This is a genomic window from Hyphomicrobium methylovorum (assembly GCF_013626205.1).
Classification (GTDB): Bacteria; Pseudomonadota; Alphaproteobacteria; order Rhizobiales; family Hyphomicrobiaceae; genus Hyphomicrobium_B; species Hyphomicrobium_B methylovorum.
Genome location: NZ_QHJE01000001.1, coordinates 1399482 through 1413812 on the forward strand (window position 1 = coordinate 1399482; position 14331 = coordinate 1413812).

A 14331-nucleotide genomic window follows, 5' to 3' on the forward strand; every position below is an offset into this window, starting at 1 on the left:
AGCGCGGCGGGATCAGACGGCCGTCTGCTTCGTATCGCGCTGGCGCTCGGCGTCGGGCTCTTTACGCGCGGCGTGTGCTTTGCCGAGCTGCTCCAACAACGACATGAGAACCGGATCACCTGCAGCTCGCGAGAACGCGCGTGATGCAGCCTGATCTTCCGGCGCCAATAGCGAGCCTGCCATCGGCGCCTGATTTGCGACGGCGCGCTGTGCGACGGAAGGTTCGGGTGGAACGACTGCGCCAGCAGTCGGCGCTTCGACAGACTTCGTCGTCGATGCCGCAGACACGGCTGATGGTTGTTCGGCCATGGCGGTGGTGAACGGCGCCGCCGCTTGCTGACCTTCACCGAACCAAGCGACTTCCTGAAGCCTGCGTTGAACGAGGCCATCGAGTGTCGAGCCGCCCGCCTTATTATATTGCAGGAACAAGGACCGCGCCTTGTCCATGTCGCCACTCGCGATTGCATCGCCGAGGCCGCTCGTCGCCCACGTCCGGCCAGCGTTGTAGGTCAACGAGGTCAGCGCGGCCTTGCTGCCGGAATCGAGATCGGGGGCAACGGATTCGACGAACTCAGCGGCCTTGCGAATTTCTCCGGCAAACCGGCGCTCCGCCTCCGCCTTGTCGATCACTTCGCCGGGAAAGGCCGCTCGCGTGCCATACCCATTGCTGTGCTGGGCGTAATCCCAGGTCGCTTTGGAGGCGTAGCCTTCGAATTTCTTGATAGCGTCGAGATAATTTGAATCCAGCATGGCGCAAGTCTGCCAGCGGCACCTTGCAGCAAACTGATGATGCTAACGCCGGGCGCGCGCCACATCCCTGAGCACGCTCGCTTCGAGTTGTATTTCGTCTACGCGGCTCTTCAGAACGTCACCGATGCTGACAATGCCAACGACCTTGCCGTTCACGACGACCGGCAAATGGCGGAAGCGGCGCTCCGTCATGACGTTGGCAACGACGGAGACCCGATCGCCGGGCGCGCAGGTCACGACAGCTCGCGTCATAAGGTCGGACACGTGCTTCGCCGGGAGCTCAATGCCGAACTGATCGATGCCGCGCGCCAAATCGCGCTCCGACACGATGCCCTGCAATCTGCCTTCGGAATCGAGAACGAGCATGGCGCCAACGTCTTCCATCCGAAAACTACGCGCAAGCGCCTGCACTGTGGCATCGGCGGCAATAGCTTTCACGGATGCGCCGCCTTTGGATTTCAAAATGTCGGCTACGCGCATGTCTTCACTCCAATCTGCATCCGCTGGCCCTTCGGCTTTGCGGGCATGAAGGCGATATACTGCCGCCATTAAATCGGCGCGGTCTTCAGAGGTCATCGGATCGAGACGATCACGATCGGGTCGGGCAATAAGGCTTGCGATATCGGCGACGATGCAGCTTCCGGAACTCAATGCGGGCGTATCGCGACAGTGCGCGCACCGCGTTGTGATCACTGGAAACCCCGCCGCCTTACCAGCTTCGGCGCTGAACGATGCGGCCTCGATCAGCAGACAGTTGTCCGGCTCAGTCCCGACGGCGTCGCGCATTTCCCGATAGACCCGGGCGCACGCATCATTGCCCCCGGTATCGTTGGTGACGACCACGTCAAATGCATTTCGTCCGAATTCGCCGAATGCGGATCTCACGAGACGGTCGGTATCGCAACGATTGAGAAGCGAAGCGAGCGCGAGACGAATGCCTTCCTGGCGAGCAACGACAACGAGATCACGTATGCCGGGGCGCGGATCTACCGCGGCACTCGCCAGCAACTCGCTGAACACCTTTGACGCGCGCCGATACATCGTGCGCATCAACACAGCGAAATCTTCGGTTTCCGGCCGCCCGCGCAGCATCGAGCGGACGTAATGCGCCATACGGGCTTCGGCATCGATCAGCTTGGCCGTCAACGCGAAACCTTCACGATCACATGCCCAGTCGAAGCCCGATTCCGCGAAAGCCTGTGCAAAGGCTTTGCGCCGGATATCTTCAATCTCGGCGAGCGCGCCGTCGGCTCGAATAATGATGACTTGGAGAGCCATCTACCGCCCTTCACCCACACGAAAGTCGTAGCCCGCTACGTAGTCTTTCCCAACCGCCGGGCCAACGCGACGTAAAGCCCGCAAGGCCGATGCCGTTGAATTGGTTCACGAGTCCGTAACCAGCCTGAAATTGACCACGCCCCCGCTTTTCATCGCGGTGCAGCATTGCCTCGCCCACGCCCCCTATGGCACTTTCGATCGAGGCGCTCACGCTGCACCTTACAGACCAAGGTTCCTATGGCTACCAAATCCACCATCGCTGCCTGCGGTATCCGTGTGGTCGCCAGTACCCTTGCGACACGGGAAGCCGTTGCCGCGGCGCGCTCCGAGCTTGCGGGCGTCATCCTTCAGCACATCATCGTATTTTTTTCGAGCAACCACGATCCGGCGGTTCTCATCGACGCGATGAAGCAGAGCTTCCCCGACTCGACGATATCGGGTTGCAGTACCTGCGGCGAAATCGGCCCCCTCGGACTGATTCAGGGCGGCATCGTTCTGATCGCGTTTCCCGAGTCCGGCTTTCGCGTCATGAGCGAAGTCATCCCGGATATCGATAAGGGCGGCGTGGAGCGCGCATCGGAAATCGCTCGCCGGCTTCGCATTCAGATGATCACAGGAGCGACGCGGGCGGCGAAGGAACACATGTTCGCGCTTATCCTCGTCGACGGATTGTCGAACGCCGAGGAAACGCTGACCTCAGCGATCGATCTATCGCTTGACGGCATCGAGCTTGTCGGCGGATCGGCGGGCGACGGGCTCGAATTTCGCAACACCATTCTCATTCATCGCGGCCGCGTCGTTCAGCGCGGCGCTATCTTTTTCATCGTCGAGGCTGCGCTTCCGATTCGCATTTTCAAAACGCAGAATTTCGAGCCGACGCCTGTCAAGCTCGTCGTTACAGCTGCCGATACCGAAAATCGCATCGTGCACGAACTCAACGCGGAACCCGCAGCGCGCGAGTACGCCAACGCTATTGGATTATCGCTCGAGGATTTGTCGCCCTATACCTTCGCTTCATATCCGCTCGTCGTGAAGGTTGGCGGCAACTATTATTGCCGCTGCATTCGTGCCGTGAACCCAGACCAAAGTCTCTCATTCTACTGTGCCATCGACGAAGGTCTTGTTTTCACTGTCGCGCGTCCGCGTGATATGCTGAGCACGACGCTCGAAGCTCTCGAGAATGTCAATGCGCTACTCGGCGGAACCGATTTTGTTTTAGGCTTCGACTGCATTCTGCGGCGTCTGGACGCCGAAAGTCGACAGGTGCGCTACAAGGTCGAAGAACTATATCAGCGGTTCGGAGTTGCTGGTTTTCATACTTATGGCGAGCAGTTCAACGCGATGCATCTCAACCAGACACTGACCGGGATTGCGTTTGCGACGACGATGGACAAGCCGGCTTAGGCCATGGCGAACCAAGACACATCTGACAACAACCAAATGAACCCGGCCGACGTTGGTCGGACCGTCGATAAACTACGCAAGATCAACGACGCACTGATGAAGCGCGTCGAGCGGTCAATGGATCAGCAGGCGAACGCCTTCACGCTTTTTCAGACCGCGATCAATCAGGAAGCGCAGATCCGCATTCGCACGGAAGAGCTCAACAACGCGCTGACGAAACTTGCGCATGCCAACCTCGAACTCAGCGAAGCGCGCGATACGGCCGAGCGCGCCAATCTTTTCAAGACGCGTTTCTTCACCGCTGTCGGACACGATCTGCTGCAACCGCTGCACGCCGCGCGACTCATGCTTTCCGAACTGGAAAACGCCAAGGACGCGAATGACACTAAGCAACTCGCAACCAACATATCGGGCGCGCTCGTCTCGATCGAAGAACTCCTGACAAGCATCCTCGACATTTCGAAGCTCGAAGCGGGCGTATTCGTCCCGAATATCCAGACGGTGCCGCTTAGCCTGATTTTCGAACAGTTGTCTTGCAGCCTGGCACCGATTGCCCGGCGAAAGAAACTCGATGTCCGATGCCGCCAGACGGACCTCAACGTGCGGTCGGATCCGCAGATGCTCAGCCGCATCATACAAAACCTGCTCGCAAACGCGGTGCATTACACTGAGAAGGGTAGCGTGCTTCTCGCCGCACGTCGGCGCGGCGACCGGGTTGCAATCGAAGTGTGGGACACAGGACCCGGCATCTCGCTTCAGGAGCAAGAACGGATTTTTGACGAGTTCCACCGGGGTGCTGCATCAGAGCGTGCAGGCGGCACTGGCTTCGGTCTCGGTCTCGCCATCGTGCGGCGTATGGCGGATGCGCTTGAGCATACTTTGACGCTGAACTCCCGCGTGGGCCGCGGATCGCACTTCGCGATCATGGCGCCTTTCGCATCCAGCACAAAAGCCGAGCCGACCGATGTGCTCGAACCCATGATCACCACCAACCTCGTCGCAAAGCCCCTCATTGTGATCGACAACGATCTTGGGGTGCTCAGCGCGATGCAGATGCTGTTATCGCGATGGGGCGCTGACGTTCGGGTTGCGCGCGATCTGGATGACGTGGCTGAAATTCTCAATGATCCCAGCTTCTCTCCAGCGATCATTCTCGCAGACTATCACCTGGATGAGAGCGTGCTCGGCATTGAGGCCGTCACGGCTATTCGCGAAGGCCTAGGGGCTGAGATCCCCGCGATCCTCATCACTGCCGACCGGAACAGCGTCACCGCAGAGGCGGCACGCGAGCACAATTGCGAGCTTCTTTACAAGCCGGTGCGGCCTGCCGAGCTTCGCGCGCTTATGCAGCATCTGCTCGCGTGAACGGCTAAAGGTGATTTTCGCCGATGATCGATTCAAAATCGATGCGCTGGACTTCGATCACCGCTTGCGTGCGTGAAGATACGCCGAGTTTGCGCAGAATCTCGGAGACGTGCGCCTTGACGGTCGTTTCCTCGATCTGAAGTTCGTGCGCGATCTGCTTGTTCAGGAGACCCTGCCTGAGCATCCTCAGCACGCTCAACTGCTTCGGCGTCAACGCTTTGAGGCGATCTGCCAGATCGCCGCGACCTTCGGATGCTTCCGGCGCTTCCGGCGGCCTGTAGCCTTTCGGCAAAGTCAGCGATCCATCCATGACGTCTTTCAACGCTGCAGCGATCTCTGCACGATCCGCCGATTTTGAAATGAAGCCCGCCGCGCCATATCGCATCACATCGTGCACGATGCGCGGGTCTTCGTACGCCGACACGACGACGATCGGAACACTGGGATGAAGCGATCGAAGCTCCAACAATCCTTCAAAGCTGCGCGTTCCTGGCAATGCTAAATCAAGCAAGAGCACGTCGAACATCGGTTCGGCGGCAAGCACCGTTTTTGCGGCGGCGATCGATACAGCTTCGCGAGTGACGGTACCGGGGAAGATGCCGAGTATTGCTCTTTGCAAGGCCTCGACGAAAAGCGGGTGGTCATCGACGATCAAAATTCGGGCTGGCGCAGACAATATTCAGAACCTCCAGACCGACTTACGTCGTAGTCTCCGACGGGGCAGTTTGCCGCGGATGACCGCGATGTAGCCGCGAGTCACTTATCAACTTCTTGAATGGCACTGAAGACTGTCAGGCCAAATCCGACTTTGGTCGTAATGCGTTTGGCGGGAGTGGGCACGAACCGAGTGAAGAGTCCGTTTCTGAAGGGCAAATTCGGCTCAGTCGATTGATCGCTCCCCGCGCGAGAGAACGCGGCGGCCATTATATCCCGTCTGACGAAAAGCATTTGTGACATTAACGATGTGCTGCGCTCCGCCTGCCAGCAAGGAAATTCGGTCCGGCGAGAATCAACCACCGCCAAAGCACCGCGAATGATCTCGCATCGGGTCCATGCTCATCGGCAGTCGGCGGCATTGGCGTAAGTCCACTGCGAACCCCAGGCACGCAAACCTGTAAAGCAAGGGCCATGGCGTCGACCGATCACGCGTTGGACCTTACGGCATAAGACGTACCCGCACGGCCATGAGTGGAGTTTGCCCGGCTAGTCACTCAGCGGTGGGTCGATCCACTCGTAGGACACGCCGTTCCAGCGTTGGCCGATCTCGCCGCCATTGTGGCCGACGGCTTGCCCGTCACTTGGTTCCCATGCAGCGTCGTCGGCAAGCTCGACGACGTTCGCAACGTCTCCCGTCGCAACATCAATGATCGTCTTGCGCATCAGTAAAACTCCTCGATGACAACAATGCCTGCAGCACCAGCTCCGCCGACTGCTTCGGATGTCGACGTGCAGGAAATTCCGCCAGAGCCGCCGCTTCCGTAACCGGTCGCTGCGCTGCCCGCCAAAACGGAACCGTTGGAAAAAACAATCGATTTGGTCGTGCCGCCCCGCCAAACGATGACGATCCGCCTTCTCCACCGAGGCCCTGATTTGTTGCGACCATGAAACCAGCGCCGCCGCCGTTGCCGCCGTTGTTGAGATCACCATTGGATGCCGTGCCGGGCAGCCCACCTCCGGCTGTGTACACTCCATTCGCGCCGGCCGCCGTTCCGCTCCCTCCACCACCGCCATCGGCCTTGCCGTAGGTGTGGCTCGGTCCTAGGCCCGATGTGCCGCCCCCGCTTCCGGCCACGCCAGCAGCACCTGCCGTGCCGCCCGCGCCAACGGTTACCGTCAGCGATGATATCGAAGTAACGTCGAGATACTTGATGACGTGGCCGCCACTCGCGCCGCCGCCACCGCAACCTCCGTTGGAGGCCGACGCTAGCTGAGAGCTTCCGCCGCCGCCGCCGCCACCCTGTATGGATGCTTTAATGAATTTGCATCCGGCAGGTTTGCTCCACGTTCCGGACGACAAGAAAATCTGCTTCGTCAGCGTGGGCGTAAACGGCGTGGTGACGACACCGCTCGAGCGGTCAATCTGAATGGCGTCCTTCCAAGTCGAGCCGTTCGCGCTCACCTTGAAGTGGAAGTTGTCATCGCCCGTGAGACCAATTTCTGCGCGGCCTGAGTAATTCGTTTGATAGAGCTGGCTTGCGGCGTCGATCGTCGACTTCTTGTTGATCTTTTGCTGATGACCGGCGCCCTCGTTGTCGAACAGGCTCGCTTCCGATTTGATCGCAAGGCGGTTGGTGCTGTCGGCCGTCGCGTTGATCCCGACATTCTCGGGCGCAAGTGGCATATAGCGGGCGTCGCCACGCGCGTTGTTGTGATACTGCGCGTGGTCGTCGTCACCGAGGCCGCTCAATAGACCATGATCGGACACACCGCCCTCGCCTCCGCCGCCGGGAACCGCAGACCAGGTGTCGGCCGCATAAACGAGGAGACTGTTTTCTCCGGCGACCCAGGCCAGCCAACCTTCGCGCGGCGTGAAGTAGGCCCAAGCGCCGTCTTGATAGGCCGCGACTTGATCGTCGCGTCCGGCCCACGCGCCGCTTCCGCCTGCCGCCACGATATAGCGGCTACCGGACGTCGGTGACGGGGGCGGGCTCGTCAGCGTTCGGTCGAGAACCGAAAGCTGGATGATGCAATCGAGCGCCCGTAGCGCCTCGTTATGGGTTACGTGCTTCTGCGCCTGCGCGGCGAGGATATAGGGCAGGGCAAGGTTCGGCGTATCCGTCATCTTTCTCACAAAATTCCGAGCAATCCGTTCTCCCCGGACAAAATACGCTCCGCCGCAAGGGCGGGGATAAGTTTTTGAGCGCGCGGCAAGCTTGGCGCTCAGTCTCTGCCGCTTGCCGCTGGCGGCGATTTGCGCCACGGTCCCCCCGTTCGCGGCAGCGCGCAGTGAAAGGACGGCATTCCAGCGATGTGTGGGTTCACAGGCTTCATCGGCGCGGCCATCGCGCGTGAGGATGCCGTGCGGCAACTCGAAGCCATGAACGATGCTATCCGCCACCGCGGACCGGATTCGTCCGGCCTCTGGATTGATGCTGAAGCGGGCTTTGCCGTCGCGCATCGCCGCCTTTCCATCATCGACGTCTCCGCGGCCGGGCACCAGCCGATGGTTTCGCAATCGGGTCGATGGATCATCGCGTTCAACGGCGAGATCTATAACTTTGCCGATATTCGCCGCGACCTTGAACGCAGCGGAGCAGCGCCCGCGTGGCGAGGATCGTCCGATACGGAAGTTCTGCTTGCCGCAATCGACGCGTGGGGCATTCAGCGCGCGATCGAAGCGTCCGCGGGCATGTTTGCTCTCGCGCTCTGGGATCGCGATACGCGCGTCCTCACACTTGCGCGCGATCGTCTTGGTGAGAAGCCGCTCTACTATGGCCAACAGGGCGCCGCGTTTCTGTTCGGTTCCGATCTCAGCGCGTTACGGCGTCATGTTTCCTGGCAGGACGACATTTCCCGCGATGCTGTCGCGCTTCTTCTGCGTCACGGCTACATCCCGGCACCGCATTCGATCTATCGCGGAATATCGAAGTTGCAGCCCGGCGCTATGCTCGGCATTTCCAGCGGCGGGACGGTTCAAAATTTCGCGCAGTACTGGCGTGCGCAAGACAAAATGGACGACGCACGGCGCATACCCTTTGATGGCAGCGCCGATGATGCCCTTGCCGAAGCAGAACGGTTGTTTGCGCGGGCCGTTGAATCCCAGATGATTTCCGATGTTCCTCTCGGCGCGTTTCTTTCCGGCGGGATCGATTCCACTCTCGTGACCGCGACGATGCAGCGACTCTCGTCGCGCCCGGTTAAAACATTCACGATCGGTTTCGAAGACGCGTCTTACGACGAAGCGCAGAATGCGGCTGCCGTTGCGCAGCATCTCGGCACCGAGCATACGAGCCTCACTGTAACAAACCGCGAGATGCTCGACACGATCCCAAAACTCTCAGGAATTTACTCGGAGCCTTTCGCAGACGCCTCACAAATTCCGACGTATCTCGTCAGCCGGATGGCGCGCGCCGACGTAACCGTGGCGCTGTCGGGTGACGGGGGTGACGAAGTTTTCTCGGGCTATGATCGATACCGGTTCGCCGATCGCTATTGGCCCACGCTAAGCCGCATTCCGCATGCTGCGCGACGCGTAACGGCGCTTGGATTGCAGCGCATCCCGCTCGCAGCGATGAGCGCGGGCGGTTCTCGCTTCGCCGAGCGCGGTAAAAAGATTGCGAATGTTCTCTCCGCGCGCACGGCCGACGAGGTTTATTCCAACGCGACGATGCAATGGCCAGACAGTCCGAGCGCGGTACTCGGCGTGACCGAACATTTTTGGCCGCGCGCCGGAGATGAGATCAGCGACGGCGATCCCGTCCGCGGCATGATGCTGGCTGATCTCACGGGTTATCTGCCGGATGACATCCTCGCTAAGGTTGATCGCGCAGCAATGGCTGTCAGCCTCGAAACGCGGATGCCGTTTCTCGATCATCGCCTTGTAGAGTTCTCGTTCGGTCTGCCGCTTTCGATTTTGCGCCGTGATGGCCAATCGAAATGGATCACGCGCGAGCTTCTGGCGCGACATGTTCCGCGGGCCCTTTTCGAGCGGCCGAAGCAGGGCTTCTCCGTTCCGCTTAGCGAATGGCTGCAAGGGCCGTTGAGACCTTGGGCCGATGCATTGCTCACGCCCGAGCGGCTGAAGCGCGAAGGCTTCTTCGATGCCGACATCATAACGCACGCATGGTTGGCGCTCTCACGTGGATGGCGGGGCAACGCCCATGCGATATGGACCGTCCTCATGTTTCAACTCTGGCTCGAGACTGAGCACGGTGGGCAAGCATGAGCGCGCCGAAGCTCCTCTTTGTCGTGACTGAGGACTGGTATTTCGTTTCGCATCGGCTGCATCTCGCCGTCGCTGCGCGCGACGCTGGCTTTGACGTCGCCGTTGCGACGCGCATCAACGCTCATGTGGCACCGATACGAGACGCGGGCCTCCGTCTGCTGCCGGTCGAACTCAATCGCGGAACGACGAGTCCCGCCGTCGGCTTGTTGGAACTTGCTCGACTGCGCCGTCTCTACAAGAGCGAGCAGCCGGACATCATCCATCACGTCGCCTTGAAGCCGGTTGTTCTTGGTTCTCTTGCCGCTCGGGGACTTCCCGTCAAAGGCATCGTGAACGCTGTCGCCGGTCTCGGCACGACGTTCGCGTCACGCTCGCTCATCGCGAGAGCGAAGCGGCTTCCCATCCAGTACGCCATCCGTGCGGCGCTGCGCGGGAACAACACGCGCGTCATCGTGCAGAATCGTGATGACGCAGAAGAGCTCACGGCACTCGGACTCGCTGACGCCGCGCACATTCGGCTCATTCGTGGCGCTGGCGTTGACATGGCGGTGTTCGACGTTGCGCCGCCACCCGACGGACCGCCGCTTGTCGTTTTGCCTGCGCGGCTTTTGCACCTCAAAGGCATCAGCGAATTCGTAGCCGCTGCCCGGATCCTCAAATCGCGTGGCGTTGCGGCTCGCTTCGCGCTCGTCGGTGCGCCGGATCCTCAGAACGCAACCTCCGTTACGACTTCCGAAATCGAGGCTTGGCGCAGGGACGGCGATGTCGAAATCTGGGGGCACCGGTCTGACATGCCGCGCGTGCTCGAAGCCGCGACGGTCGTTTGCTTGCCGACGTATTATCGCGAGGGGCTGCCAAAATCTCTGATCGAGGCGGCAGCTGCACGCCGTGCAATCGTGGCGACAGACGTGCCCGGCGTGCGCGATCTTGTTCAAGGCGGCCGCGCTGGATGGCTGGTTCCACCCCGAAATGCCGACGCTCTTGCCAACGCGCTCGCCGACGCGCTCGCGCATCCCGAAAAGCGCGCCGCTTTCGCAGATGCTGCCTATGCGGACGCTCAGGCCTCATTCGATGCGCGACGCATTGCGGCGCAGACCCTTGACGTTTATCGCGAGCTGCTGTCCTAACACCGTCGGACACCTCAGGAGCGCTGCATGAAATTTCTGGTGACGGGCGCCGCCGGTTTCATCGGCTACCACACAGCCATGCGGCTGCTCGATCGCGGCGACGAGGTGGTCGGCGTCGATAACGTCAACGACTATTACGATCCTGCACTCAAGGAAGCGCGTCTGGCGCGGCTGGTCCCTCGCGACGCTTTCACGTTCTTCCAGCAGACCATTGCGGATCGCGACGCGATGGCCCACCTTTTCAAGGCTCATCGCCCGGACAAAGTCATTCATCTCGCTGCACAGGCCGGTGTTCGCTACGGCAGCATCAATCCGGATGCGTATGTCGATTCAAATCTCGTCGGGACGCAGAACATACTTGAAGGTTGCCGCCGGTCGAATGTTGCGCATCTCGTGCTCGCATCGTCCAGTTCGGTGTATGGCGCAAACACAAAGATGCCGTTCAGCGTACACGACAACGTCGATCATCCGCTCAGTCTCTATGCAGCGACGAAGAAGGCGAACGAACTTTCAGCTCATGCCTACGCCCATCTCTACGGACTGCCCGTGACGGCGCTGCGCTTCTTCACGGTCTACGGTCCGTGGGGACGGCCGGACATGGCGCTCTTTTTATTCACGCGTAAAATTCTTGCCGGTGAGCCGATTGAGGTGTTCAACAATGGACATCACTCGCGCGACTTCACCTATATCGACGATATCGTCGAGGGCGTTCTGCGCGTTGCGGATCGCAATGCTGCCCCCAATCTATCGTGGTCGTCGGAAACTCCTGACCCCGCTACTTCGTCCGCGCCGTACCGCGTTTATAACATCGGCAACAACGCGCCGGTGGCGCTGCTCGATTTCATCGGCGCCATAGAAAGTGCGCTTGGGCGCGAGGCGAAGAAAGTTTTCTTGCCGCTGCAGCCTGGAGACGTTCCCGCGACGTTTGCCGACATTGATGATCTCGTACGCGATACGGGTTTTCGGCCATCGACACCGCTGAAGGACGGCATCACGCGCTTCACAGACTGGTATCGTTCCTACTACGGATGACGCTGGCTCATGTGCCGCGCGGCTTCGCGCGAGCCGTTGGCGCAGCGTTCGCTGGGTCATCCGGCCAGACATGTTTGGGATACTGACCGCGCATGTCGGCGCGCACGGCCGCCCAAGATCCTGACCAGAATCCCGGCAGATCGCGTGTGATTTGAATCGGACGATGCGCTGGCGAGAGAAGATTGAGCGTCAGCGGCAACCGTCCACGCGCGATTGCGGGATGCTGCTTCAGTCCGTACAGTTCTTGCACGCGGATGTGCAGCGCTGGAGCGCCCGCGCCTTCGTAATCGAGCGCGAAGCTATTGCCAGTTGGCGCGGTAAAATGCGTCGGTGCTTCGGCATCAAGCCGCTGCCGCAAGGCCCACGGAAGCAGCGTCGACAACGCCTGATCGAGCACTCCGGCATCAATCTCTGCGAGACGCGACCTGCCAGTCAGATGCGGCGTAAGCCAGTCGTGAATGTTCGACGCCAACGCCGCGTCGGATAGATCGGGCCACGTCTCATCGGCGGCCCGCAGAAACGCCAGTCGCGCGCGCATCTGCTGCTGCGCTTTGTTCCACGGCAGGACCGAGACGCCAAGCTTCGCAATTCCATTCGCCAATACGACGGATGCGTCTTCATCGGCGCGAACGGCACGCGACTCGCTTTGCATTTCGATCGCATCGAGACGGCGAATGCTGCGCGCTTTGACCGACCGTTGCGCCGGATCGAACGTCAATTCATCTCGCGCTTCGATCCGGTTCTGCGCGAAAGCGCATACCTCGTTCTCGTCAGTTGCGACAGCTAGGACGATGCGCGTTGCGGCGGCCCGGCCCTGAAGCTCGGCCGCGACGAGATACGGCGCTCCAGCAAGGGCGTGCGCCGTATCGACAATTCCAGCGCGACCATTGGCCAACAGAAAGCTTCCGCGCTTACCGCGATTCTTCGCGATGCGCTCCGGATAGGCGAGCGCGAGTAACGCCGCGACCCACGGCGCGGCGGTTCGTGCGGTTGCGGCGGGCGCTTCTGCAGTTCGCGCCCACTGCTGCGCCAGTCCACGCATGTCTTCCGCTCGACGGGACCGGTCTCGACGAAACTGTTCCAGACGAACGGCAAGGTCGATGTCATTGCCGCCGATGCCGCGCTCGACAAGAACGGCGGCGAGTTCTGCCGCCTCACGCGCGTGGCCGCTCTCGCCAGCCTTGAGAACCATCCTTGCCAAGCGTGGAGGAAGCGGCAGCGCACGCAAGCGACGGCCTTCCGGCGTGATGTGGCCTTCCGTATCGAGCGCGCCAATCGCAGTGAGCGCGGCGCGGGCGGCTTTGAGTGGACCGTCAGGCGGCGCATCGAGCCAACGCAATGTGGCCGGATCTTTCGTTCCCCATTCGGCGCAATCCAGTAGCAGCGCCGACAAATCAGCGGCACGAATTTCCGGCTCGGCGAACGGTACAAGGCCTTGCGTTTCAGGTTCCGACCAGAGGCGATAGCAAACGCCCGGCTCCGTGCGTCCGGCTCGGCCGCGGCGCTGATCGGCCGATGCACGCGATACCCGCACGGTTTCAAGGCGTGTCAGCCCAACATCCGGCTCGAAACGCGGCACGCGCGCCAAGCCGCTATCAATGACGACGCGCACGCCATCGATCGTGATCGAGGTTTCGGCGATCGACGTTGCAAGAACGATTTTTCGGCGTCCGGGTGGCGCAGGCGAAATGGCGCGATCCTGAGCGGCGGGATCGAGTGCGCCGAAGAGCGGCACGATTTCGATGTCACGCGAGGTGATGCTGTCTGCAAGCCGGGCTGCAACGCGCGTGATTTCTCCTTGGCCCGGCAAGAAGACGAGCACAGAACCCGTTTCGCGATCGATTGCCGTGCGTACAGCGGCGGCGACGGCATCATCGACGCGGTCTCCGCGGCCGAGGTATCGCGTCTCAACGGGAAAGGCGCGGCCTTCGCTTTGAATGACGGGCGCGTCACCCAGAAGGCTCGCCACACGCGCAGCTTCGAGCGTTGCGGACATAACGAGGATGCGGAGGTCCGGCCGCAGCGCGGCGCGCGCATCAAGCGCCAATGCAAGACCGAGGTCAGCATCTAGCGAACGTTCATGAAATTCGTCGAACAGGATTGCCGCGACGCCGGTCATCTCCGGATCGTCGAGGATCATGCGCGTGAACACGCCTTCCGTCACAACCTCGACGGCGACGCGCGGACCAGTCTTCGAAGAGAGGCGCGCGCGCAGCCCGATATCCGATCCGAGACGCTGGCCAAGCGTCTTCGCCATGCGTTCAGCCGCGGCGCGCGCAGCAATCCGGCGAGGCTCGAGGACGAGGATTTTTCCGGACTTGCGCCAGGGTTCATCGAGAAGGGCCAGCGGAACGCGCGTCGTCTTGCCCGCTCCCGGAGCTGCAACAAGAACGGCCGTGCCGGAGTCGCGCAAAGCGCTCCGGACATCGTCGAGCACCGCGTCGATCGGTAATGGCGCAAACATAACTGGCTCAGCCATGTCTCACCAGC

Annotated in this window: 11 protein-coding genes; 5 read left to right on the plus strand and 6 right to left on the minus strand. The window is 61.0% G+C overall.

The window, feature by feature from the left end; genetic code table 11:
• Positions 1–12: 12 nt before the first annotated feature.
• Entirely contained in the window at positions 13–750 is a 738-nt protein-coding gene (locus tag DLM45_RS06875; protein ID WP_181336431.1) for a lysozyme, read from the minus strand.
• A 42-nt stretch (positions 751–792) separates the two neighbouring features.
• The gene (locus DLM45_RS06880) at positions 793–2028 is read right to left on the minus strand and encodes a CBS domain-containing protein (protein ID WP_181336432.1); all 1236 of its coding nucleotides are present in this window, start codon (positions 2026–2028) and stop codon (positions 793–795) included.
• Positions 2029–2265: 237 nt separating this feature from the next.
• On the opposite strand from DLM45_RS06880, the gene DLM45_RS06885 reads away from it, so the two are divergent.
• Together DLM45_RS06885 and DLM45_RS06890 are read left to right on the plus strand one after the other, a co-directional pair.
• Positions 2266–3432, plus strand: a complete 1167-nt coding sequence (locus tag DLM45_RS06885; protein WP_181336433.1) for an FIST N-terminal domain-containing protein — start codon at positions 2266–2268, stop codon at positions 3430–3432.
• Positions 3433–3435: 3 nt separating this feature from the next.
• Positions 3436–4797, plus strand: a complete 1362-nt coding sequence (locus DLM45_RS06890; protein WP_181336434.1) for an ATP-binding response regulator — start codon at positions 3436–3438, stop codon at positions 4795–4797.
• Positions 4798–4801: 4 nt separating this feature from the next.
• Here the strand turns inward: DLM45_RS06890 and DLM45_RS06895 are convergent, their stop codons facing one another.
• The 3 genes from DLM45_RS06895 to DLM45_RS16390 form a co-directional block, all read right to left on the minus strand.
• On the minus strand, positions 4802–5473 hold the full coding sequence (locus DLM45_RS06895; protein WP_181336435.1) for a LuxR C-terminal-related transcriptional regulator: 672 nt from the start codon (positions 5471–5473) through the stop codon (positions 4802–4804).
• Between the two features lie 527 nt (positions 5474–6000).
• Entirely contained in the window at positions 6001–6177 is a 177-nt protein-coding gene (locus DLM45_RS06900; RefSeq protein WP_181336436.1) for a hypothetical protein, read from the minus strand.
• On the minus strand, positions 6158–7579 hold the full coding sequence (locus tag DLM45_RS16390; protein WP_210269809.1) for a DUF2793 domain-containing protein: 1422 nt from the start codon (positions 7577–7579) through the stop codon (positions 6158–6160). Before DLM45_RS16390 ends, DLM45_RS06900 begins: the two co-directional genes overlap by 20 nt.
• 186 nt (positions 7580–7765) lie before the next feature.
• Here DLM45_RS16390 and asnB point away from each other — a divergent pair, with 186 nt between their 5' ends.
• Genes asnB through DLM45_RS06920 form a run of 3 tightly spaced genes read left to right on the plus strand, consistent with a single transcriptional unit; the run spans position 7766 to position 11841 of the window.
• Positions 7766–9682, plus strand: a complete 1917-nt coding sequence (asnB, locus tag DLM45_RS06910) for an asparagine synthase (glutamine-hydrolyzing) (protein WP_181336437.1) — start codon at positions 7766–7768, stop codon at positions 9680–9682.
• Positions 9679–10809, plus strand: a complete 1131-nt coding sequence (locus tag DLM45_RS06915; RefSeq protein WP_181336438.1) for a glycosyltransferase family 4 protein — start codon at positions 9679–9681, stop codon at positions 10807–10809. Before asnB ends, DLM45_RS06915 begins: the two co-directional genes overlap by 4 nt.
• Before the next feature lie 27 nt (positions 10810–10836).
• On the plus strand, positions 10837–11841 hold the full coding sequence (locus DLM45_RS06920; protein WP_181336439.1) for an NAD-dependent epimerase: 1005 nt from the start codon (positions 10837–10839) through the stop codon (positions 11839–11841).
• Positions 11842–11848: 7 nt separating this feature from the next.
• Here DLM45_RS06920 and hrpB read toward each other — a convergent pair whose 3' ends face one another.
• Positions 11849–14320 carry an ATP-dependent helicase HrpB gene (gene hrpB, locus DLM45_RS06925; RefSeq protein ID WP_181336440.1) on the minus strand — a complete coding sequence of 824 codons (2472 nt, stop codon included), beginning with the start codon at positions 14318–14320 and terminating at the stop codon, positions 11849–11851.
• Positions 14321–14331: the final 11 nt, after the last annotated feature.